Genomic DNA, 23,639 nt, shown 5'->3' with positions numbered 1-23,639 from the left:
ATGACACAACCTTTAGTTTCTATCATCACTCCTTGTTATAATTCTGAAAGTTTTATAAAAAATACGATTGAAAGCGTTTTGCATCAAAGTTATAAAAATTGGGAAATGCTTATTACAGATGATGGCTCTACAGATAACTCAGTTAAAATAATAGAAACGTTTATTGCTGAAGATCCTAGAATAAAATTATTTAAAATAAGCAATGCAGGGGCTGCAGTAGCAAGAAATACTTCTATAAAAAATGCCCAAGGAACTTTTATCGCTTTTTTAGATAGTGATGATATTTGGTTGACTAAAAAATTGGAAAAGCAAATTAATTTTATGCTGATCAATGATTATTCATTAAGTTTTACCTCATATCAACGAATGAATGAGGAAGGTACTTTAATCAATGAAGTGGTTAAAGCACATCATAAACTTAATTATAAAAATATGTTGTCCTCTAATAAAATTGGTTGTTTAACGGCGGTTTATAATCAAGAAAAAATAGGGAAATTTTACATGCCACTTATTAGAAAAAGACAAGATTATGCCTTTTGGCTCTCCATTCTAAAAAAAGTAGATTTTGCTTATGGTATTGATGAGGTTTTAGCAACTTACAGAATTCGTAATTTTTCAATGTCCTCAAAAAAAACAGAAATGATTAAGTGGAACTGGAAACTTTATAGAGAAATTGAGCAAAAAACACTCATAAGATCAATTTATTATGTATTATGTAACATTTGCATAAAACTTAAGAATCGTTAATTACTTATATTTGAATCAACTAAACTTAAGCTACTAATGATTCCAAAAACTAAATTATATTTTTCGGAAAGGATTGTCTTGTTAAGAATCATGGATATTTTTTTCATGTTTATAGGCTTTGCTATTTGTAATTTATATTTAAACTTTAAATACATCAATATTTTAGAAACTACTATTTCAAAAAACAGACTTGTTTTAATGGTTTACTTTTTAGTTATCGCACAAGTTTTTGAAATGTATAATTTGGCAGCTTCTGCTAGTCGATTTAAAACCACAAGAAACTTATTTGTAACCACTTTTGTATGTGTTTTACTATATTTATATACGCCTATTTTAACTCCTGTTCTACCTTCTAACAGAATAGATATTTTAATATTCTTTTTGTGCATTTTCATTTCTGTATTTGTTTGGAGAAACATCTATATTTTTACAGTTGCCAATAAAAAGTTTTATAAATATATTTTGTTAATATGTGGTCAAGAAGATATTTTAAAAGATTTAATCTATCATGTAGAACACCATTCTAGAGACGATGCAATGTATGGTTACATAACAGAGAAAGAGTTGGGAGGAAAGAAAGGTTTTTTGGATGTTAAGAACACAAATATTGATGAAATTATCAGTAAGAATAAAATCAAAGAAATCATCGTTTCTACTAAAGGTTTTTCAGAAGAAAATACAGAGCTTTTAAATCAAAAAATAGTTCATTATTTTGAGCAAGGAATTAATATTTTAAGCTACGAAGATTATATTGAAAGAATTACTTTTTGTGTGCCAGAAAAAAACTTAACCAAATACTTTTATAGATATTTTAATTTTAGTGAAAACCACGAGAATAGATTGTATCTTTTTTTTATGAGGTGTTTAGATGTATTAGCAGGTATAATAGGTCTTTTTTTTATGTTATTTTTCATCCCTATTGTGTTATTAGGTAATTTAATATGGAGTAGAGGTAGTTTGTTTTATAAACAAGAAAGAGTAGGAGCAAAAGGTAAACCATTTTGGATTATTAAATTTAGATCTATGGTTACTTTGGCTGAAAAAAACGGAGCACAATGGGCCATTAAAAACGATGCTAGAATTACTCCTTTTGGTAAATTTTTAAGAAAAATGAGAATTGATGAAATTCCTCAGTTTTGGAATATTTTAAAAGGGGAAATGAGTATGATTGGACCAAGGCCAGAGCGTCCTGAGTTTGTTGATGAGTTGGGTAAGCAAATCCCTTTATATGGTATTAGACACGTAATAAAACCAGGATTAACGGGTTGGGCTCAAGTAATGTATCCTTACGCTTCTACAATAGAAGAACAAGAGAAAAAATTAAGGTATGATTTGTATTATATAAAAAAAAGAAGCTTGTTTCTTGATTTTAAAATTATGATAAAAACAATACATACTGTTTTATACTTTAAAGGTCAGTAAAGGTTTTAGGTATATAGGAACTAGAGTGACCGCTAGTATATAAAAACTAAAATCAAATTTTTGAAATCCTGTAATAGCTACAAATAAGAATATTCCTAAAAGTAAAAAACCTAGATAACAGATTATTTTACGCCATTGTTCCTTAATAAACGGATAAGCTATTAAAATAGGATTTGCCCATAAAATATTCATATTCATTTTTGTGGTACTATGTTCTGTTAAAAACCACAAGCTAAAAATAACAAGACCTAATACACCATAAGTGATGGCTATTGTGTTAAACCAAAAATTAGTGTTCTTTTTAAATATTCTTAAATAATAAGTTATAGAGATTAAAATTAAAGCCAAAAAGAAAGGACTAAGGAAAAAGTTTGTTTTTGGCATTTTTAAATCATAATCTGGTAAAATATAATCTTCTTTAGCTACTATTTTCTTACCATTAATATTACTATTCGCCAATCCTAAATGGACGTAATCTGGCAAGAACATATATTGTTTTAAATTTGCTTTTTTGTCAATAACAGCTCCCAAAGCCAAATCAATTCCAAATTTAGACCAGGAGTTTTTTGATAAATATTGATGAATTAAATCTCTGTGAGTCAAGTTTTTTGGGAATTCACTGTAATCAAACTCAATTTTCCCAACACTTTTTTCAATAACTTCATGCATTTTGGTGGCACAATTGTCATAGAAAAAATCATATTGATAATCTTTGTTTTCAGGTAAAACATTCCACTCTAAATAGTCAAATATTTTTTGATTTTCTTCTTTGGTAAAATTTAAGTTTTGTGCCTTAATCCATCTATTTTGTCTATAATATTCATATGGAAAATATTTAAAATCATAGCTACTTACTTGGTAAAGTAACAATCCTCTACAAAAGTTTAGATAAAAATTAGGTTTGTTAAAATCAAAAGTACCATAGTTGTAAACCCTATCTAATTGATGAATAGGATCTTTAACTCTAATAGCACTATGACCAAATGATGAATATAATTCGTTATGACCAGGGGCACAAGTTAAAATACTCACAACCGCTTGATTAGACAGTTCTAGTTTTTCTTGTCCAAAAATAGAGGTAGCAAATAATAGCAGTATAGTGTAGAAGAATTTCATTATCTTAATTCGTTTAATTCTATTTTAATAGAAAAAACATTAGAATAGTTTACACCAGAACTAGCTCCTACATTTGTTAAAGCATAGTCTATATAAATGGTTTTGTATTTAAATCCTATTCCAATATTAGGTTCAAAAGTAGTAGAAGTAGTATTATTAAAATTGATCTCTTTTTGAATGTTTCCAACTCCTGCTCTAAAAAAAGAAAACCCTTTATATCCCAATTCTAATCCTAAACTAGGAGTAAAACTTACATATTTACTAGAAACAATATCATTGGTTTGGGTAAATCTACCCATCATATCAACAGCAGTTAACAGCGAGTATTTTTTATTTAATTGTTTAACAAAAGAAAACCCTAATTGAAACTTAGGAAGTGTTAATTCATACTTTTCAGGTTTTTCCTGATTTTGACCATTTTGATTGGTTTGTGCATTGGCAATGTCATCAAAAATAGCGTCTTTAACTCTCCACGCAGTAAAAGTGGTCGTAACATCACGAACAACAAAGCCAGCTTTAATGTTTTTGTACTGATATTGTGCACCAATATCAAATCCAAATCCGTTTCCTAAAGCAAAATCACCAATGTTTCTTCTAATAATTTTACCACTAACTCCAATGTTTAAATGTATTTTTGGAAGGTGTTTGGCAAGACTGAAAATGGCAGCCATATCTGTACTAGAGAAAGTACTAATATTATTGTAATTAATATTTCCGTTATTGTCTATTAAGTTTGTGGTATTTAAAATGTTATCCACTCCCAAACGAATCACAGAAACCCCAAAAGCTAATTTGTTTATTTCTATAGGAACTGCTGCTGCAAAATAATCATAAGATCCAATTCCAGAGAATAAAGAATTATGCATTCCCGAAAATTCAACATCTTGTGTGGTAATAAGTCCGGCAGGATTCCAATAACCCGCTTCTACTCCAGTCATAAAAGAAGAGACAGATTTTCCCATTGCTAAGGCCCTTGCACCAACACCAATATTTAAAAACTCATTTGAGTAACTACGAACCAATTGTGCTTGAGAAGCTAATGATGTAGAGAGTATTAATATTAATAATATGTATTTCTTCAAAAGAAAATGGGTTTGCTTAATTTATTACAAATATATTGTTTCAATCTTAGTTTGGATATGAAATTTAAATTAACTTAATTATATTAACATAAACAAAACTATGATTAAATTTGTACCGATTATTGAAAATCCATTTTTTATGAAATTGATAAAATTTTTACCCAATCTATTAACCTTACTTAATTTACTTTCTGGTTGTTTAGCGGCTGTATATGCTGTGAACAATCAAATTCAATTTGCTGTTCTTTTTGTAATGTTAGGGATTTTCTTTGATTTCTTTGATGGTTTTGTTGCAAGATTATTACATGTTCAGAGCGAATTAGGAACTCAATTAGATTCTTTAGCAGATATGGTAACCAGTGGAGTGGTTCCAGGTATTGTAATGACACAAATGCTATTAAAAGCAAGCAGTCAAGAACCTCTAGGATTTACAGATGGATTTGAAAACTTTCCTTACTTAGCTCTTATTGGTTTTACAATCACTTTGGCCTCATGTTACCGTTTGGCAAATTTTAATATTGATGTCAATCAAAAAGATAATTTTATTGGATTACCAACACCTGCAAATACTTTGTTTATTTTGTCATTGCCTTTAATGCAAATGTATGAGGAGTATTATTATGTTAGTTATATACTTGAAAATGAATACTTACTTATTTTGATTACTATTTTAAGCTGTTATATGCTAAATGCTAAAATTGAATTATTTGCTTTAAAGTTTAAGTCCTTTGGTTTTTCAGAAAACAAATTGAAATACATTTTTTTAACTTTATCTATTTTGCTAATAATAGTCTTAAAATTAGCAGCTTTACCAATAATTATATTAATGTATTTAGCTTTGTCTATGATTAGTAATAGCAGAAATAAGTAAAATGGTTATTTTAAAATTTATAGCAAAAGTTAAAGCTTGTTGAACTGTTTAATCAAATATTAAATTTTACTTACGACTTTTTAATAAAAATTAAAGTTCTTTACCAAATAAACATTTGTTTATAAATATTCACCAAGTTACGTTCCTATTTTTACAAAATTCTCTATATGGAGCCTAAACAAGCAAAATAATGATATCATATCTCTCGAATTCTTTTCGAGTGGTTTGAAATTTTATAGATATAATTTCAGTTTCAAAAAAAATATAAATGTTACTTTAACAACAATTTCTAAATGATTTTAAAGTTAAATAGTGAGTTTTATGAAAATAATTAATGAAATTCTTTTTCTTTGTAAGAAAAAAATAAATTTTGAAAAATACACAAACTACTTTTGATGTTTTAATTGTTGGTGCTGGTACAGCTGGGCTAATGTTAGCTCGTGAATTAGGAAACGAAAAATGTAAAACGCTTTTAATTGATAGAAAAAAAGACTTATTAAATTTTTCTTTCAATACTTTAGGAAGTTTTATGAATCTTAGTTCTTTTGGTTTAACCAAAAACGTGGTTGCTCAGGAGTTAGAGAGTGCAATTATTTATTCTAAAAATTTTAGAAAGAAAATTAAAGGTTGTGGCTACATATTAGATAAAAAAAAATTACATCAGGAATTGCTAAATAGTCTAGATGAAAACTACATAACAATTAAGAAAAACATCCATATAAAGGAGGTAAAAAAAGATGAAAAGGGTTTTTTTACGGAAGTAATTGATAAAAATAAAAAATCATATTCTGCGAAAATAATTATTGATGCTTCCGGAATAGTAGGTGTATTAAGTAAACAAGTTGGTCTGTTACCAAAGAACATGATTTTAGCAACAGGAGTGGAGTATAATGTAAAATACAAAGGGAAACCTGGTCAAGGGCATTTGCTTATAGGTAAACAATATCATGGAGGGTATGGTTGGATCTTCCCACTACAAAATAACAGAGCTATTTTAGGTTTTGGAAGTTTTGAAGGTGCTGTAATTAAAGAGTTAAAACCTCGTTTGAATGAAATATTGAAATTTCCTCTAATAGCATCGTTGGTTGAAAAAGATAATGAAACCGTAGAGGGAGGAAGTATTCCTATTACTCCAGTTTTAGAAAAGTTTGTAGATCATAATCTAGTGTGTGTGGGAGATAGCGTGTCACAAGTAAATCCTGTAGTAGGAGAGGGGTATAAATTTATTTTTGAAGCTGCTATAATGGCTAGTAAATCAATAGTAAAAACATTGGAGAATAATGATTACTCACTATTACATGAGTATGAGCTAGAATGGAAAGCAAGGTTTTTAAAAAGCTATCAGAGAGCTAAGTATTCTCAAGAAAAAATTTTTAAATATTCACGAAAAGATCACTTGGTTGATTTGATGCTGTTGTTGTTAAAATTAAGATCAGACAAAAGTATTATTCGATCATTGTCAGGTGAATTTTTTAATGACCCTATTATTAAAGATTGATTCTTAAAAAGTTTAATTGTTTAAGTATAAATTCAATTTTCAAAATTTGATGTTCGATTGTGTTGAAAAGTTTATCGGTTGAACTATTTAGTTTTTCAGTCGATTTTTAAATTTGATTCATGATTCACTATTTCTTCTTAAATTTATTTTCTTTTAAAATAAAACTTTCTCCTAAATAAACACGTCTTACCATTTCGTCATCTGCTAATTCTTGAGGTGTTCCACTTTTTAAAATTCCTCCTTGATACATAAGATAAGTTTTATCTGTAATAGCTAATGTGGCTTGTACATCATGATCAGTAATTAAAATTCCAATGTTTTTATCTTTTAGGGTAGCAACAATAGACTGAATATCTTCTACTGCAATAGGGTCAACTCCAGCAAAAGGTTCATCTAACAAAATAAATTTAGGATCGGAAGCCAAACAACGAGCAATTTCTGTTCTACGTCTTTCTCCTCCAGAAAGTAAATCTCCTCTATTGGTTCTTACATGTCCTAAACTAAACTCTTCTATTAATTCTTCTAATTTTTGTTTTTGTTGTTCTTTGGTTCTATTGGTAAATTGTAATACAGATAGAATATTTTCTTCAACAGTTAATTTTCTAAAAATAGAAGCTTCTTGAGCCAAGTAACCAATTCCGTTTTGTGCACGTTTGTACATGGCATATCCAGTAATTTCTTTATCATCTAAATAAATATGACCTTCATTGGGTTTTATCATTCCTACAATCATATAAAAAGAAGTGGTTTTTCCAGCTCCGTTAGGGCCTAGCAATCCAATAATTTCTCCTTGTTCTACTTGTAAAGAAATTCCTTTTACTACTTTTCTACTTCCGTAGATTTTCTGAATATTATCGGCTCTTAAAATCATGCTTCTTTTTGTTTTTTAACAAGAAATCTAGACACTACAATACTAACTTCGTACAGTACTAAAATTGGAATAGCAACTATAACTTGGCTGGTAACATCTGGTGGTGTAATAATAGCAGAAACTACTAATACAAGAACCAAAGCGTGTTTTCTGTATTTTTTTAGGAATTCAGGTGTAATTAATCCAAACTTGGTTAAGAAGTAGACTACTAAAGGAAGTTCAAAAACCACAGAAACTCCTAAAAGAGTATTGGTTATTAAAGTGATATAACTATCAAATTGAAAGTTATTTACAATGGTTTCGGTAATTTGATAATTATAAAAGAAATATACCGACATCGGTACAATGATATAGTAGCTAAAAAGCAATCCTAGAATTAACAAAAGTGTTGCTACAAATATGAATCCTTTACTCTTTTTTTGTTCATTTTCAGTTAAACCTGGGGTGATGAATTTCATCATTTCCCATATAATATAAGGGAAAGAGATTATAAGCCCTAAAATAAAGCTAGACCACATGGCGTTCATTAACTGATTGGTAGGAGATAAACTTTGTAGTTTGGCATTAAAAGTAATATTACAAAAATCACTTTCCATTCCAAGCTTTTTAAAAGCATCACAAAACCATCTATAAGTAATAAAATCTGGATTTAAGTGAGCTAATAAAAAATCATCGTAAACCGTTTTTTGGTAGATAAATAAAATGATAGCAACGACCATAATACAGATAGTTGATCTTACCAAATGCCATCTTAACTCTTCAAGATGATCTAAAAAAGACATTTCTTTTTCTGTTCCCATACTTTAAAAAATACCTTCTTTAATTAAATCGTGAATATGAATAATTCCTTTATAACTTCCATTGTTATCAATAGCAATTAACTGAGATATATTATTGTTTTCCATTGTGTGCATTGCTTCAATTGCCATGGCATCAATATTTATAACCTTAGGATTTACAGACATAATGTCTTTAGCAGTTAAGTTTAAAAAATCATCATTTTTGTTTAACATACGTCTAATATCACCATCGGTAATAAAACCAACTAATTTATTATTTTCTAATACAGCAGTTGCTCCTAAACGTTTGTTAGATATTTCTAACAAGGTTTCTTTGATGTTGGTATTAGCATTTACTTGTGGAATTTCGTTTTTCTCAACCAAATCACTCACTCGTAAATATAAACGTTTTCCTAAAGCGCCTCCAGGATGATATTTTGCAAAATCTTTACTAGTAAATTCATTCAACTCTAACAAGGTTACTGCTATGGCATCACCCATCACTAATTGTGCCGTTGTACTTGTGGTTGGGGCTAAATTGTTAGGACAAGCCTCTTTTTCAACATATGTGTTTAAAGTATATGTTGCTTGAGTTCCTAAAAACGAATCTATATTTCCTGTAATGGCTATAATAGGATTGTTGTTTCTTTTGATTAATGGAATTAAAACTTTTATTTCGGGAGTGTTTCCACTTTTTGAAATACAAATGACCACATCATCTTCTTGAATAATTCCTAAATCTCCATGAATGGCATCCGCAGCATGCATAAAAATAGAAGGCGTTCCTGTAGAATTTAGAGTAGCTACAATTTTAGTTGCAATAGCAGCACTTTTTCCAATTCCAGTAATGATCACTCTACCCTTAGTGTTAAGAATACATTTTATTGCATTTTCAAAATTTGAATCAATTAATTTGGTTAAATTAGCAATAGCATTGCTTTCAAGATCAATAGTTTTTTTGGCAATTGAAAGTATATCGTTATTCAAGGCTGTAATTTTTACTTAAAAAGTTATATCTTTAATTGCAAATGTATTTAAAATTAGCATACAATTATTATGAATCAAGATAAAATTGATTTGTACGGCCCGCTAAAAAAGTATTTTGGCTTCAACAAATTTAAGGGTTTACAAGAAGGAGTAGTAAGGAGTATTGCAGAAGGAAATGACACTTTTGTAATTATGCCAACAGGTGGAGGAAAATCACTTTGTTATCAACTTCCTGCATTAATGAAAGAGGGAACTGCTATTGTAGTTTCTCCATTAATTGCATTGATGAAAAATCAGGTAGATGCCATTCGTGGTATTTCCGAACATCAAGGAGTGGCACATGTATTAAATTCCTCCTTAAACAAAACGGAAATTAATAGGGTTAAGTCTGATATAGAAAATGGAATCACAAAACTTTTATATGTGGCTCCCGAATCTTTAACTAAAGATGAATATGTTGACTTTTTAAAAGAACAAAACATATCCTTTTTTGCGATTGATGAAGCACACTGTATTTCAGAATGGGGACATGATTTTAGACCCGAATATAGAAATCTTAGAAAGATTATTGAACGAATAGGAAATGTACCTATTATTGGGCTAACAGCCACTGCAACACCAAAAGTTCAAGAAGATATTATTAAAACATTAGGAATGAATAATGCCAATACATTTAAGGCATCGTTTAATCGTCCTAATTTGTTTTACGAGGTAAAACCTAAAACCAAAGATGTTGTTGCAGACATTATTCGTTTTATCAAACAAAGACCAGGTAAATCTGGAGTTATTTACTGTTTGAGCAGAAAAAAGGTTGAAGAGCTAGCTCAAACATTACAGGTAAATGGAATTTCTGCATTGCCATATCATGCAGGTTTAGATGCCAAATCAAGATCAAAACATCAAGACATGTTTTTAATGGAAGATGTAGATGTAATTGTGGCAACCATTGCTTTTGGAATGGGAATTGACAAACCTGATGTACGTTTTGTTATACACCATGATATTCCTAAAAGTTTAGAAAGTTATTATCAAGAGACTGGTAGAGCGGGTCGTGATGATGGTGAAGGGTATTGTTTGGCTTTTTATGCATACAAGGACATAGAAAAGTTAGAAAAATTTATGGCTAACAAACCTGTTTCTGAACAGGAATTAGGTCATGCTTTATTACAAGAAGTGGTTGGATATGCCGAAACTTCAATAAGTAGAAGACAATATTTATTGCATTATTTTGGAGAAGAGTTCGATCCAGTAAATGGGTTAGGAGCCAAAATGGATGATAATACTAAAAATCCTAAAAAGAAAACAGAGGCTACAGACTGTGTGGTAAAACTATTAAAAGTAGTTAAAGGTTCTAAAGAAAAATACAAGTCAAAAGATTTAGTTGCTACTTTAATGGGAAAAGCAAATGCCATGTTAATTTCTCATAAAACCAACGAAAGAGATTTCTTTGGAATTGGAAAAGATAAAACTAATGAATTTTGGACTGCATTAATTCGTCAAACTTTAGTAGCAGGTTATTTACGTAAAGAAATTGAGCAATATGGTGTGGTAAAAATCACTAAAGAAGGATTAGATTTTATTAAAAATCCTACTTCTTTTATGATGACAGAAGATCATGTTTATGTTGATGAAGATGATAAGTCTATTATTATAGCCAATGCTAAGAGTAAAGCGGCAATGACTACAGATGACCAATTAATGGGCTTGTTAAAATCTTTGAGAAAAGACGTTGGAAAGAAAAAGGGAATTCCTCCGTATGCTATTTTTCAAGATCCTTCATTAGAAGATATGACTTTAAAGTACCCTACAACTATAGAAGAATTATCTAATATTCATGGCGTAGGAGATGGTAAGGCAAGAAAATTCGGTAAAGAATTTGTAGAATTAATAGCTAAATATGTAGAAGAAAACAATATAGATAAGCCAGATGATTTGGTGGTAAAGACTACTGGTGAAAAATCAGGTTTAAAATTATATATTATTCAGAATACAGATCGTAAATTACCTTTAGAAGATATTGCTCGTGCCAAAGGCTTGGAAATGTCCGAATTGATTAAAGAAATTGAATCTATTGTATACTCTGGAACCAAATTGAATATTGATTATTATTTAGAAGATATTTTAGATGAAGATCAACAAGAAGAAATCTATGATTACTTTATGGAAGCAGAAAGTGATGATATAAAAAGCGCTCTTGATGAATTTGATGGAGATTATGATGATGAAGAATTAAGATTGATGCGTATCAAATTTATTAGTGATGTAGCAAACTAATTTCGTTCGACATAAAAAATAAAGCCATTTGGAGTTTTCCAAATGGCTTTATTTTTTATGTTATTCTTTAACGTCGTAACCGTATTTTTTCAATATTTTTTGTGCTTTGTCAGAAAATAAAAAATTATAAAATTTTAATGTAGATGGATTTGTTTGATGGTGTTTTATCATAACAACTCCTTGTTTTATAGGGGTATAATGTTTTTTATCAATTTCTACCCAATTTCCTTTACCTTTCATAATTGGAGATAATACTACAGACATGGCAGTAAAACCAATTTCTGCAGAACCCAAAGAGATAAATTGATTGGTTTGAGAAATGCTTTCTCCAAAGACCAATTTATCTTTTACTTTGTTGTATAATTTTTTTGTTTTTATTGTCTCAATTGCTGTATAACCATAGGGAGCTGTATCTGGATTTGCCAAAGCAATATGTTTTATAGCTGGATTTATTAATAGTTCTAAGCTTGGTTTAATTTGTTTATTCATTGTCCATAAAACTAACTTACCATAAGCATATATTTTAGGTTCAGAATAAGCAAGTCCTGATTTATATATTTCCTCAGGATATTTCATATTGGCAGCTACTAAAATATCATAAGGAGCTCCTTCTTTAATTTGTGCTGTTAGTTTTCCAGAAGAACTAATAACAGTATTACATTTTACCCCGCTTTCTTTTTCAAATACATTTGCAATTTCTTTCATTGCAAATTGCATATTGGCAGCAACAGCAACTGTAATTTCACTAGGTGTATTTGATTTTTTTTCTTTTTTAGGATTACAAGCTGTAAATAAGATAATACTAAAAATAGATGAAATATATAATAAGGATTTAAACTCCATACATTATTTTATTATTTTGCTAAAAATTCAGTCAGTGGGTTAATGAATTTTTTAAAACTTTCTATATGTGGTAGGTGACCAATATTTTTAATTTCTACTAATTTAGCATTCGGAATTTCTTGTTGGGTTCGTTTTCCTAAATGTTGATATAATCCCATAGTTTCTCTTACTTCTTTTGAGACCAAAGGTTTTCCTAAAGCAGTTCTATCTCTTGTTCCGATAATTAATAGGGTAGGACATTTGATGTTTTTAAACTCATAAACCACTGGTTGATTAAAAATCATATCATAAGTCAAAGCAGCATTCCATGCAATTTTTTTATAGTCAGAATTTAACGTCCACCCTGCTAAAAGATTTACCCATTCATCGTATTCAGGTTTCCATTTGCCATCGTAATAACTATTTAATTGGTAGTTTTTAATTCCCTCATAAGTTTTCTTTAATTCTGATTGATACCACCAGTCAATAGTTTGATAAGGAACTACCAATTTCCAATCTTCAAGACCAATAGGATTTTCTAGTATTAATTTTTCTGTTATTTCAGGGTACATCAAAGTAAATCTTGTAGCTAACATTCCGCCCATAGAATGTCCTAATATGGCTGTTTTTTTAATACCTAAAGAATCTAATAATACTTTAGTGTTCTTAGCTAATTCTTGAAAAGAATATTGAAAATGATCTGGTTTTGATGACTTTCCAAAACCAATTTGGTCAGGAGCTATTACTTGATATCCTTTTGAGGTTAATGCCTTTATTGTTGTTTTCCAATATGCTCCATTAAAGTTTTTTCCATGAAACAATACGATTGTTTTTCCATTAAAATTGTCTGGCTTCACATTCATATAAGCCATTGTTAAATTTTGTTGCTGAGTGCTTAAAGTAATATTTTCTACCTTATACGGATATTCATAATTGGTTAACATGATATCTAACCATTGTAATTTTTCATTTTGTGAATAAGAAATATAAAAGCTTAGGAATAAGGTAAAGAGTAATTTGAACTTCATATTGATTTTTTTATCAAGAATTTAAAAAAGAATTATTAGTCAAACATTGCAAATTTCATGCTACACTAATGTGTTAAATATAAAATTAAAACATTGTCATGTATTATAGAAAACATAAAAAAACAAAAAGGCTTTTACAATTGTAAAAGCCTTTTTGTTTTATAAAGTATTCAATATTTATTGAACTCCTACTAAATCTCCAGCGATATCTTTAGAAGGTAAATCAGATTTACCCATTAAGAAAATATCTACTTGTCTAGCCGCTTCACGACCTTCAGAAATTGCCCAAACAATTAATGATTGTCCTCTACGCATATCTCCAGCAGCAAATACATTTGGAATGTTTGTTTGATAGTTTCCGTATTCAGCTTTGTAATTAGAACGAGCATCAGTCTCAATTCCTAATTGTTCAGCAATAGTTGCTTCAGGACCAGTAAATCCTAAGGCTAATAAAGCTAAATCACAAGGCCAAATTTTTTCTGAACCTTCAATTTCAATCAATTGAGGTCTTTGTCCAGGAACCATTTTCCATTCAACATTAACAGTTTTTAAAGCTGTTAATTTTCCGTTTTTATCTTTGATAAATTCTTTTGTGTTGATTAACCAGTTTCTATCACATCCTTCTTTGTGAGAAGTAGATGTTTTTAACTGTAAAGGCCAGTAAGGCCATGGAGTAGATGGTGATCTATGTCCAGGAGGTTTAGGCATAATTTCAAAGTTAGCCACAGACTTAGCCCCTTGACGGTTAGATGTACCAACACAGTCAGAACCTGTATCTCCACCACCAATAACGATGACATCTTTACCAGTTGCTAAAACTTGATCTTTTACTTCTTTTCCTAAAACAACTTTGGTTTGTTGTGTTAAGAAATCCATCGCTTGCACCACACCATCAGCATCAATACCAGGAGTTGGTAAAGAACGTCTTTGTGTTGCTCCACCACATAAAGTAATCGCATCAAAAGATTTTAACTCATCAATAGAAACATTTACACCAACATTAGCATTTACTTTAAAAGTAATTCCTTCTGCTTCTAAAATAGCTACACGACGGTCAATAATTCCTTTCTCCATTTTAAAGTTAGGAATTCCGTAACGTAACAATCCTCCAACTTCATCATCTCTTTCAAAAACAGTTACCGTGTGTCCAGCTCTGTTTAATTGTTGAGCAGCAGCCAAACCAGCAGGTCCAGAACCAACAACAGCTACTGTTTTACCAGTTCTTTTTTTAGGAGGTTGTGGTTTAATCCAACCTTCTTTAAAGGCACGTTCAACAATATTTTTTTCAATATTTTCAATAGAAATAGGATCTTCAATAATACCTAATACACAAGCTTTCTCACATGGTGCAGGACATAAACGACCTGTAAACTCAGGGAAATTGTTAGTAGAATGTAAAATTAAAGAGGCTTTTTGCCATTCTCCTTGGTGTACCATGTGGTTAAAATCAGGAATTAAGTTTCCTAATGGACAACCACTATGACAGAAAGGAATACCACAGTCCATACAACGTGAACCTTGCTCAGTAATTTCAGCCTCACTTAATGGGACTGTAAATTCATTATAATTGTGTACACGCTCTTCAACAGCTTTGTACGATTCGTCTTTTCTTTCGAATTCTTTAAATCCAGTTACTTTTCCCATATTATGATACTGTTAATTCTTCAAACATTGGTTCTTCATTTGCAATACGTTCTAAAGCTACCTTGTATTCTTTAGGCATTACTTTCACAAACTTAGTGATGTAGTTTTCCCAGTCTGCTAAAATTTCTTTACCTCTATTACTTTCAGTATAAGCTACGTGTTTTTCTATCAATCCTTTTAATTCAGCTGCATCTTCTGCAGTAATAGGATCAAAATCAATTGTTTCTTCGTTACACAACCCGTTGGTAAACTTCCCTTTTTCATCTAAAACAAAAGCATAACCACCACTCATACCAGCAGCAAAGTTACGTCCTGTTTTTCCAAGAACTACAATTCTACCACCTGTCATGTATTCACATCCGTGATCTCCAACACCTTCTACAACAGCAGTTGCACCAGAGTTACGAACAGCAAAACGTTCACCGGCAATACCATTGATAAATGCTTGCCCTTGAACAGCTCCAAATAAACAAACGTTACCAACAATAATGTTATCTTCGGCTATAAAGTCTGCTTTGGCAGGTTTCTTCACAATAATTTTACCACCAGATAATCCTTTACCTAAATAGTCATTTGTGTTCCCTTCAACAGTATAAGTAATACCGTGAGCTCCAAATACTCCTAAACTTTGTCCAGCAGAACCAGTAAAGTTTAAGTTTAAAGTATCTTCAGGTAAACCTAAGTGACCGTAAATTTTAGAAATTTCGTTAGATACAATCGCTCCAACAGAACGGTCAGTGTTGTGAATAGGATAAGATAAGTTAGTTACTTCTTTTCTAAAGATTGCAGCATGTGCATCTTTTAAAATAGTAAAGTCAATAACATTCTCTAAATTATGATCTTGCTTTTCAGAATTCTTCACTGGTAAATTACTATAACCAGCAGGTTGATGTAAAATAGCAGATAAATCTAATCCTTTAGCTTTATAATGTTCAATTGCGTTGTTTGAATTAATTTTTTGAGTTTGACCAATCATTTCATCCATGGTACGGAATCCTAATTGAGCCATGATTTCTCTTAATTCATTTGCTACATAGTAGAAGAAGTTAATTACGTGTTCTGGGGTTCCCTTAAAGTTTTTACGTAATTCTTTATCTTGAGTAGCAATACCTACAGGACAAGTATTTAAGTGACACTTACGCATCATAATACATCCCGAAGCTACTAACGGTGCAGTTGCAAATCCAAATTCTTCTGCTCCTAATAGAGCAGCAATAGCAACGTCACGACCAGTTTTTAACTGACCATCACATTCAACAACAATACGAGAACGTAAATTGTTCAATACTAATGTTTGTTGAGCCTCTGCTAAACCAAGTTCCCAAGGTAAACCAGCGTGCTTTAATGATGTTAAAGGAGAAGCTCCAGTACCACCATCATATCCAGAAATTAATACAACATCTGCTTTTGCTTTAGCAACTCCGGCAGCAATGGTTCCAACACCAACTTCTGATACTAATTTTACGTTAATTCTAGCCTCACGGTTAGCATTCTTTAAATCGTAAATTAATTGAGCTAAATCCTCAATAGAATATATATCGTGGTGTGGAGGAGGAGAAATCAATCCAACGAAAGGAGTTGAGTTACGAGCAGAAGCAATCCAAGGTAATACTTTTGTACCTGGTAATTGTCCACCTTCTCCTGGCTTAGCACCCTGAGCCATTTTAATCTGAATTTCTTTTGCAGAACTTAAATAGTGAGATGTTACTCCAAAACGTCCTGAAGCCACCTGCTTAATAGCAGAGTTTTTATTATCTCCATTCGCATCTGGTTGGAAACGTCTTCTATCTTCACCACCTTCACCAGAGTTAGATTTTGCACCTAAACGGTTCATGGCGATAGCTAAGTTTTCATGCGCTTCACGAGAAATAGATCCGTAAGACATTGCACCCGTTTTAAAACGTTTTACAATTTCAGTCCATGGTTCAACTTCTTCTACAGGAATTGGATCAAAGTTTGTAAATTCGAACAATCCACGAATAGTTAACAAGTTTTTAGCTTGCTCGTTAATCGCAGTTTTGTATACATCGTAAGAAGCTTGATCATTTAAACGTACTGCTTGCTGTAATTTAGCAACTGTAGTAGGGTTAAAAATATGTCTTTCTCCATTACGTCTCCATCTATAATCACCTCCAATGTTTAATCCTAAACGTTTGTCGATGTAAGTATCTGGATATGCATATTTATATCTTTCGTTGATTTCTTTTTCAATCTCGTATAAACCAATACCTTCAATTCTTGAAGCAGTGTATGGGAAGTACTTGTTTACGAATTCTGAGTTGAAACCTACAATTTCAAAAATTTGAGAACCTCTATATGAATGTAAAGTTGAGATACCAATTTTGTTCATTACTTTTAAGATTCCTTTACCAATAGCTTTGTTAAAGTTATCTACAGCTTTTTGCTCATCTAGTTCAATAAATCCTTCTTGAACTTGTAAACGAATAATTTCGTTTACCATGTAAGGGTTGATAGCAGACGCTCCGTACCCAAACAATGTAGCAAAGTGATGTGGTTCACGTGGCTCTGCTGATTCAATTACGATATCAAAATAAGAACGCTTACGCAAACGGTTCATTTGGTGATGAACGTAAGAACAAGCTAATAAAGCAGGAATTGGAGCTTTTTCTTTAGAAGCACCTCTGTCTGATAAAATGATGATGTTTACACCATTATCAACCGCTTTAGAGATTTTAGTGATGATTTCTTCTAAACCATCTTCTAAACCGTTCATTCCTTTCACCTTAGTATATAACATTTCAATAGTTTCAGCTTTAAAACCATCGATGTTGATATTTCTAATTTTCTCTAAATCATTGTTAGAGATTACAGGATTTTGAATTCTTAACTTGTGACATTGCTCTGGAGTAATGTCAAAAATGTTTTTATCATTTCCTAAAGCCAAACTAATATCAGTTACCACTTCTTCACGAATACCATCCAAAGGTGGGTTGGTAACCTGAGCGAATAATTGTTTAAAGTAGTTTGGTAACAATTGAGGTCTGTCAGACAAAACAGCAATAGGAGTATCAATACCCATAGAACCTAAGGCTTCTTTACCATCTTGTGCCATCGGTACAATTACCTCTTGAATATCCTCAATTGTATAGTTGTATAAACGTTGACGAGTTTTTAAGTCTAATGTTTCTAAAGGACAAGCTTTATTTTCATTAGGTACGTCTTTTAATCTTAAGCTATTTTTGTTTAACCATTCTTTATAAGGTCTTTCAGAACAAATTTTGTTTTTGATTTCCTCATCATCAATGATTCTACCTTCGTTCATGTCTACCAAGAACATTTTACCTGGTTCTAAACGACCATGGCTTACAACATCTTCTGGAGCAATATCAACCACACCAACTTCTGATGACATGATTAATTTTCCACTCTTGGTTACAGTATAACGAGAAGGTCTTAAACCATTACGGTCTAATAAAGCTCCTACATAATCTCCATCAGTAAAAGGAACTGAGGCAGGACCATCCCAAGGTTCCATAATACAAGAGTTGTATTCATAAAACGCTTTTCTGTCTTCAGACATTGTAGCGTGCTTTTCCCAAGCTTCAGGAATTGTCATCATCATTACTTCTGGTAAAGAACGACCTGTTAAAGTTAATAACTCAACAGACATATCCATAGAAGCAGAATCCGATTTACCTGGTAAGATAATAGGGAATAAACTTTCCATTGTTTTTGCATCAAAAACATCAGATTTCATGATTTCTTCACGAACACGCATTCTAGATACGTTACCTCTTAATGTGTTGATTTCCCCATTTTGACATAAGAATCTAAATGGTTGTGCTAATTCCCAAGCAGGCATAGTATTGGTAGAGAAGCGTTGGTGTACCAATGCCAATCTAGTTACTAAATCTGGTTGTTGTAAATCTGTATAATAAGGACCAATATCTTCAGGCATGATAATACCTTTGTAGATAAGGGTTGTGTTTGATAAAGAAGGTAAGTAGAAATAACTAGCTTCTGACATCTTAGAATTACGAATAGTATGCTCCGTAATTTTACGTGCAGCATATAATTTAGCTCTAAAAATGTTTTCTTCTAAGTCACCTTGAGCAACAAATACTTGTTCAATATTTGGTTCAGATGCCAATGCAATTTCTCCTAATTGTGAAGAGTCAACAGGAACTTCTCTCCATCCTAAAACTGTCAATCCTTGTTTGGCAATTTCTTTTTCAAAAGCTTCTTTACAAAACTTGTGCTGATTGGTGTTCTTTGGTAAGAAAACCATTCCGACAGCGTATTTACGTTGTTCAGGAAGTTCAAAGTCACAAACTCTTTTAAAGTAGTCATGAGGGATGTCAATTAATAATCCAGCACCATCTCCGGTTTTTCCGTCAGCACTAACACCTCCACGGTGTTCTAGTTTCACTAAAATTTCTAATGCGTCATGAATAATTTGGTTGGTCTTTTCACCTTTAAGGTTACAAATAAAACCTGCCCCACAGTTTTCATGTTCAAATTCTGGTAAGTATAGTCCTTGTTTCTGTATCATATTTTAAATAAATATAGGTGACAAAATTACGCAAATATTAATGAATAACAAACTATACAAGTAGTTACATAACTTTGTTATTTGATTATTATAGTTTTATTGTGAATAATTGTTTTTTTACGTAGAAATACTGATAATATGATAAAAATAAACCTTATATTTTTTTGAGTTCAAAATATCTCATAATGAATCAATTAAGCTCTGTTATTTTAAAAACCTGCTATAAAGCAGTTTAGCTTATTTAGATTCACTATATATTAATTGCTGTCGAGATTGATGATATTTTTATATTAATAATATGATTTTGATCGTTTAGAATCAGTAATTATTAGTATAATTACTTTACTATTTAGATATGAATTAATATGATTAATAAAGAGTATGATGTTATCGTCATAGGAGGAGGGCCAGCAGGGGGGCAGTTTGCTAGAGAATTATCAGCAAAAGGATATAAAGTTTTATTAACAGAAAGACATAAAAGTTTTAAGGATAATAATTTTTCGAGTGCAGGAATGACTTTGGATCCTTTAACAGAATTTAATATTCCAGAAAGTGTTGTTGGAGCCTATTGGGAAAATTTGGAAATTCAATGTTCCGAAAATTTGTATTCTTGGAATGGAACTAATAATAAGGGAGTTGTTTTAGACTTTGGAAGATTAAGGCAGTTTTTAGCAGATGAAACTATTAAAAATGGTAGTGATGTCTTAATGGGGCATACTTATTTGAGAAAACAATTACTTGAGGATGGTGTTGTTGCGAGTTTTAAAACATCTACAGGAGAAGTTGAGTTTAAAGCCAAGCTCTTAATAGATGGAACAGGTCCTAGTAGGAGAGTTGTATATGATGGTTTAAAGGATCAGCCTAAATTAATATGTGGAGGAGGTGTTGAGTACTTAATAGAAGTCAGTCAAGAAGTTTATGATAGATATAAAAAATCATTGTTCTTTTTCTTAGGAGATAAATGGGCTTATAAAGGATATTCTTGGATTTTTCCAATGGAAAATAGAATTTTAAAAGTAGGAGCTGGTAAAATTTACATTCAGATTGATAAAGAAGATGAGTTTAAAGGTTCTATGAAAAAAATGACTGAAAAAATTATTAAAGAGTATCTTAATATAGATGACTATAGATTGATAGATATTCATGGAGGAACTTTAAAATATAGTCCAAGTATAAAAGATACGTTTTATAAAGATAGAGTGGTGGCTATTGGTGATGCGGTTTCTACTGTAAATCCTTTAGGAGGGGAAGGGATTAGATACGCGATGCAAAATGCTAGATTAGCAGCAAATTATGTTGACGATTTTTTAAAAACAGGGGATGAGAATTTTGTTGCTTATAGAAAAAAGTGGAGAAATAAACATTTGCTAAAATGGCAATTAAGTGAAGCTTCTTGTAGAAGGATGTATGCTAAATATAGTGATGATAAAATAGAACGCAGAATAGGATATATTCATCAAACCACAGATATTGATAGTGTTATTGAAATGTTGTTTAATTTTAAGTTCAACAAGCTTGTTTCACGAATTTTTGAAGTTTATAAATTGAAATTGGTTTATAAGTTTAGTAAAAACCCAAAAATTAAATTTAAATAGTAGAAACAAAAAGCCTCTCTAAGATATAGAGAGGCTTTTTGTTTTTTTTTGAATAAAAATTATCCGTTCATAGAGATTAAAAATTCATCATTATTTTTAGAAGATTTAATTCTGTCTTTAATAAATTCCATAGCTTCAACAGGATTCATGTCTGCTAAGTACTTTCTTAATACCCACATACGTTGTACAGTTTTTTCATCTAATAATAAATCATCTCTACGAGTACTAGATTTAATCAAGTCGATAGCAGGATAAATACGTCTGTTAGCAATATTTCTTTCTAATTGTAGTTCCATGTTACCAGTTCCTTTGAATTCTTCAAAGATAACTTCGTCCATTTTAGAACCAGTCTCTGTTAATGCAGTAGCAATAATGGTTAAAGAACCACCACCTTCTATATTACGAGCAGCTCCAAAGAAACGTTTAGGTTTGTGTAATGCATTGGCATCAATACCTCCTGATAATATTTTACCAGATGCAGGTGCTACTGTGTTGTAAGCTCTTGCTAAACGAGTAATAGAATCTAAAAGAATTACCACGTCATGACCACATTCTACCAAACGTTTTGCTTTTTCTAAAACAATATTGGCAACTTTTACATGTTTTTCTGCAGGCTCATCAAAAGTAGAAGCGACTACTTCCCCACGAACGCTACGTTGCATGTCTGTAACTTCTTCAGGTCTTTCATCTATTAATAAAATTAATTGATATACTTCAGGGTGATTAGAGGCAATAGCATTGGCAATGTCTTTTAACAACATTGTTTTACCTGTTTTGGGTTGAGCTACAATCATACCACGTTGACCTTTTCCTATAGGGGCAAATAAATCCATGATTCTAGTAGATAATGAACTTCTACCTCCTGATAAATTAAATTTTTCTTCTGGAAAAAGAGGTGTAAGGTGTTCAAAAGAAACACGATCTCTTACTTCTTTAGGCGATAATCCGTTAATTTTAGAGACTCTAATTAATGGAAAATATTTTTCTCCTTCTTTTGGAGGTCTAACATTCCCTTTTACAGTATCTCCAGTTTTTAATCCAAATAATTTTATTTGAGATTGAGATACATATACATCATCTGGTGATGAAAGGTAATTGTAATCTGATGATCTTAAAAATCCATAACCATCTGGCATCATTTCTAAAACTCCCTCACTTTCAATAATACCATCAAACTCGTAGTTAGGGTCTTTAAGACTCTTTCCTTTGTTATTTTTGTTATTTCTAGTGGTGTTTTTATTATTCCTAGGAGTATTATTAGGATTGTTAGGGTTGTTGTTCTGAGGTTGATTAGGGTTTGGGGTATTATTACCATTATTTCCTTTATTCTCAGTATTTTTAAGCTCGTTGTTTTTGTGGTTGTTTCTAGGAGCTTTTTGCGGTCTTTCTTGAGATTTTTCTATAGGTTTAGGTTTTTTCTCCTTTGCCTTAAAAACCTCTTTATCTTCTTCTTTTTTAACAACAGTAGTTTCTTGCTGTGTTTCTGTAGAGGTTGATTTAGGTTTTCTTATTACTCTAGTTTTTTTAACAGGTTTTGGTTTGTCTTCTTCCGCTGTTTTTTGAGTAGTAACTTGTTTTGCAGCTTCGTGAGCAGCTTGCTCATCTAGAATTTTGTAAATCAAATCCAACTTTTTTAGTTGGCTAGTTTTTTTTAATCCAATTGTTTTTGCAATTTCCTGCAAATCTGCAAGTGTTTTTGCTTTTAATTGAGAAATTTCGAACATTTAAAATGTGTATAATGAATATTAAAATCTCTTAAAATGGGACATATTATGTTATTAAGAGAAAATTGTTTGTTTTAAAATTGAAAATAATATAACAGGTAAGTGTTTCTGCTATAATTGTTTAATTAGATAAGACAAATATAGTTTTTTTTTTTATCTGACAAAGTCTTTATAAATAAAAAGAAAATGTAAATTTGTAATCGTTATTTTAAAAAGTATGATTCAAAGAATTCAAACATTGTATTTATTATCTGTATTTATTATTGCAGGAGTGTTGACCAATTTCGTTTCTTTTTTTACTTTAAATGAAGATGGTCGTTTGTTTTTAACAAACACCATTATGAATAACTCAGTTCTTTTAAAATCAGTAGGAATATTTTTTATATTGGCTGCAATTTTTTCTTTAATAGCTATTTTTAGTTATAAAAAAAGACAAAATCAATTTGTGGTTAACAGATTAAATATTCTGATCAACTTCTATTTATTAAGTGTATTGATGTACGTATCTCTAAAATTATCTGGAGAAATGCAAATTTCTGAGAAAGGTATTGGGATTTATTTTCCGATTGTCAATATTGTTTTGCTAGTCATGGCAAACAAGGCAATTAAGAAAGATGAAGATCTTGTAAAATCTGTAGATAGGTTACGATAAGCTTAACATCTTAG

17 protein-coding genes are annotated in these 23,639 nt (G+C 30.8%); 7 read left to right on the top strand and 10 right to left on the bottom strand.

The features are described 5' to 3' along the window. Together BUB70_RS05455 and BUB70_RS05450 are read left to right on the top strand one after the other, a co-directional pair. Complete coding sequence (locus BUB70_RS05455; RefSeq protein ID WP_073119129.1) at positions 1 to 747, top strand: glycosyltransferase family 2 protein; 747 nt, start codon at positions 1 to 3, stop codon at positions 745 to 747. Between the two features lie 90 nt (positions 748 to 837). Continuing rightward, entirely contained in the window at positions 838 to 2,169 is a 1,332-nt protein-coding gene (locus BUB70_RS05450) for an exopolysaccharide biosynthesis polyprenyl glycosylphosphotransferase (protein WP_159431413.1), read from the top strand. On the opposite strand, the gene BUB70_RS05445 is transcribed toward BUB70_RS05450, so the two are convergent. Next, on the bottom strand, positions 2,149 to 3,285 hold the full coding sequence (locus BUB70_RS05445) for a lipoprotein N-acyltransferase Lnb domain-containing protein (protein WP_073119125.1): 1,137 nt from the start codon (positions 3,283 to 3,285) through the stop codon (positions 2,149 to 2,151). The genes BUB70_RS05450 and BUB70_RS05445 overlap by 21 nt on opposite strands. Further along, positions 3,285 to 4,367: a putative type IX sorting system protein PorV2 gene (locus tag BUB70_RS05440; RefSeq protein WP_073119123.1), complete on the bottom strand. Its 1,083-nt coding sequence runs from the start codon at positions 4,365 to 4,367 to the stop codon at positions 3,285 to 3,287. The genes BUB70_RS05445 and BUB70_RS05440 overlap by 1 nt, the downstream gene beginning before the upstream one ends. Positions 4,368 to 4,506: 139 nt before the next feature. On the opposite strand from BUB70_RS05440, the gene BUB70_RS05435 reads away from it, so the two are divergent. Together BUB70_RS05435 and BUB70_RS05430 are read left to right on the top strand one after the other, a co-directional pair. After that, positions 4,507 to 5,238, top strand: a complete 732-nt coding sequence (locus tag BUB70_RS05435) for a CDP-alcohol phosphatidyltransferase family protein (RefSeq protein ID WP_073119120.1) — start codon at positions 4,507 to 4,509, stop codon at positions 5,236 to 5,238. Between the two features lie 370 nt (positions 5,239 to 5,608). After that, on the top strand, positions 5,609 to 6,736 hold the full coding sequence (locus tag BUB70_RS05430; protein WP_229742959.1) for an NAD(P)/FAD-dependent oxidoreductase: 1,128 nt from the start codon (positions 5,609 to 5,611) through the stop codon (positions 6,734 to 6,736). 127 nt (positions 6,737 to 6,863) lie between these two features. Here BUB70_RS05430 and lptB read toward each other — a convergent pair whose 3' ends face one another. The 3 genes from lptB to BUB70_RS05415 are packed head-to-tail and all read right to left on the bottom strand — an operon-like array spanning position 6,864 to position 9,373. Then, positions 6,864 to 7,607 carry an LPS export ABC transporter ATP-binding protein gene (gene lptB / locus BUB70_RS05425; protein ID WP_073119118.1) on the bottom strand — a complete coding sequence of 248 codons (744 nt, stop codon included), beginning with the start codon at positions 7,605 to 7,607 and terminating at the stop codon, positions 6,864 to 6,866. Then, on the bottom strand, positions 7,604 to 8,407 hold the full coding sequence (gene tatC / locus BUB70_RS05420) for a twin-arginine translocase subunit TatC (RefSeq protein WP_073119115.1): 804 nt from the start codon (positions 8,405 to 8,407) through the stop codon (positions 7,604 to 7,606). The genes lptB and tatC overlap by 4 nt, the downstream gene beginning before the upstream one ends. A 3-nt stretch (positions 8,408 to 8,410) precedes the next feature. Next, positions 8,411 to 9,373 carry a KpsF/GutQ family sugar-phosphate isomerase gene (locus BUB70_RS05415; protein WP_073119113.1) on the bottom strand — a complete coding sequence of 321 codons (963 nt, stop codon included), beginning with the start codon at positions 9,371 to 9,373 and terminating at the stop codon, positions 8,411 to 8,413. 69 nt (positions 9,374 to 9,442) lie between these two features. Here BUB70_RS05415 and BUB70_RS05410 point away from each other — a divergent pair, with 69 nt between their 5' ends. After that, positions 9,443 to 11,647 carry an ATP-dependent DNA helicase RecQ gene (locus BUB70_RS05410; RefSeq protein WP_188351952.1) on the top strand — a complete coding sequence of 735 codons (2,205 nt, stop codon included), beginning with the start codon at positions 9,443 to 9,445 and terminating at the stop codon, positions 11,645 to 11,647. Positions 11,648 to 11,707: 60 nt separating this feature from the next. On the opposite strand, the gene modA is transcribed toward BUB70_RS05410, so the two are convergent. From modA to gltB, 4 genes are all read right to left on the bottom strand, one after another. Further along, positions 11,708 to 12,490 carry a molybdate ABC transporter substrate-binding protein gene (gene modA / locus BUB70_RS05405; RefSeq protein WP_073119111.1) on the bottom strand — a complete coding sequence of 261 codons (783 nt, stop codon included), beginning with the start codon at positions 12,488 to 12,490 and terminating at the stop codon, positions 11,708 to 11,710. A gap of 11 nt (positions 12,491 to 12,501) precedes the next feature. Beyond that, a complete protein-coding gene (locus tag BUB70_RS05400) occupies positions 12,502 to 13,497 on the bottom strand; it encodes an alpha/beta fold hydrolase (protein ID WP_073119109.1) in 996 nt (331 codons plus the stop codon). 177 nt (positions 13,498 to 13,674) lie between these two features. Then, positions 13,675 to 15,141, bottom strand: coding sequence for a glutamate synthase subunit beta (locus BUB70_RS05395; RefSeq protein ID WP_073119106.1), 1,467 nt, complete (start codon positions 15,139 to 15,141; stop codon positions 13,675 to 13,677). A gap of 1 nt (position 15,142) precedes the next feature. After that, on the bottom strand, positions 15,143 to 19,654 hold the full coding sequence (gene gltB / locus BUB70_RS05390) for a glutamate synthase large subunit (protein WP_229742960.1): 4,512 nt from the start codon (positions 19,652 to 19,654) through the stop codon (positions 15,143 to 15,145). A 365-nt stretch (positions 19,655 to 20,019) separates the two neighbouring features. On the opposite strand from gltB, the gene BUB70_RS05385 reads away from it, so the two are divergent. Then, on the top strand, positions 20,020 to 21,249 hold the full coding sequence (locus BUB70_RS05385) for an FAD-dependent monooxygenase (RefSeq protein ID WP_073119103.1): 1,230 nt from the start codon (positions 20,020 to 20,022) through the stop codon (positions 21,247 to 21,249). A 59-nt stretch (positions 21,250 to 21,308) separates the two neighbouring features. Here the strand turns inward: BUB70_RS05385 and rho are convergent, their stop codons facing one another. Beyond that, the gene (gene rho, locus BUB70_RS05380; protein WP_073119101.1) at positions 21,309 to 22,973 is read right to left on the bottom strand and encodes a transcription termination factor Rho; all 1,665 of its coding nucleotides are present in this window, start codon (positions 22,971 to 22,973) and stop codon (positions 21,309 to 21,311) included. Between the two features lie 217 nt (positions 22,974 to 23,190). Between rho and BUB70_RS05375 the strand changes: the two genes are divergently transcribed. Beyond that, positions 23,191 to 23,625, top strand: a complete 435-nt coding sequence (locus tag BUB70_RS05375) for a DUF4293 domain-containing protein (protein WP_073119099.1) — start codon at positions 23,191 to 23,193, stop codon at positions 23,623 to 23,625. Positions 23,626 to 23,639: the final 14 nt, after the last annotated feature.

Origin of the sequence: Wenyingzhuangia marina, from assembly GCF_900130035.1 — a bacterium.
In the GTDB taxonomy this organism is placed as follows: Bacteria; Bacteroidota; Bacteroidia; order Flavobacteriales; family Flavobacteriaceae; genus Wenyingzhuangia; species Wenyingzhuangia marina.
The sequence above is the reverse complement of the archived record's forward strand: the minus strand, read 5'-3'. Positions and strand labels throughout refer to the sequence as shown.

Bases quoted from the DNA above. Each gene is read 5' to 3' on its own strand.
- modA (WP_073119111.1), bottom strand. From the start codon at position 12,490: ATGGAGTTTAAATCCTTATTATATATTTCATCTATTTTTAGTATTATC.
- lptB (WP_073119118.1), bottom strand. From the start codon at position 7,607: ATGATTTTAAGAGCCGATAATATTCAGAAAATCTACGGAAGTAGAAAA.
- BUB70_RS05375 (WP_073119099.1), top strand. From the start codon at position 23,191: ATGATTCAAAGAATTCAAACATTGTATTTATTATCTGTATTTATTATT.
- BUB70_RS05435 (WP_073119120.1), top strand. From the start codon at position 4,507: ATGAAATTGATAAAATTTTTACCCAATCTATTAACCTTACTTAATTTA.
- BUB70_RS05410 (WP_188351952.1), top strand. From the start codon at position 9,443: ATGAATCAAGATAAAATTGATTTGTACGGCCCGCTAAAAAAGTATTTT.
- rho (WP_073119101.1), bottom strand. From the start codon at position 22,973: ATGTTCGAAATTTCTCAATTAAAAGCAAAAACACTTGCAGATTTGCAG.
- BUB70_RS05455 (WP_073119129.1), top strand. From the start codon at position 1: ATGACACAACCTTTAGTTTCTATCATCACTCCTTGTTATAATTCTGAA.
- BUB70_RS05385 (WP_073119103.1), top strand. From the start codon at position 20,020: ATGATTAATAAAGAGTATGATGTTATCGTCATAGGAGGAGGGCCAGCA.
- tatC (WP_073119115.1), bottom strand. From the start codon at position 8,407: ATGGGAACAGAAAAAGAAATGTCTTTTTTAGATCATCTTGAAGAGTTA.
- BUB70_RS05450 (WP_159431413.1), top strand. From the start codon at position 838: ATGGATATTTTTTTCATGTTTATAGGCTTTGCTATTTGTAATTTATAT.
- BUB70_RS05395 (WP_073119106.1), bottom strand. From the start codon at position 15,141: ATGGGAAAAGTAACTGGATTTAAAGAATTCGAAAGAAAAGACGAATCG.
- gltB (WP_229742960.1), bottom strand. From the start codon at position 19,654: ATGATACAGAAACAAGGACTATACTTACCAGAATTTGAACATGAAAAC.
- BUB70_RS05445 (WP_073119125.1), bottom strand. From the start codon at position 3,285: ATGAAATTCTTCTACACTATACTGCTATTATTTGCTACCTCTATTTTT.
- BUB70_RS05400 (WP_073119109.1), bottom strand. From the start codon at position 13,497: ATGAAGTTCAAATTACTCTTTACCTTATTCCTAAGCTTTTATATTTCT.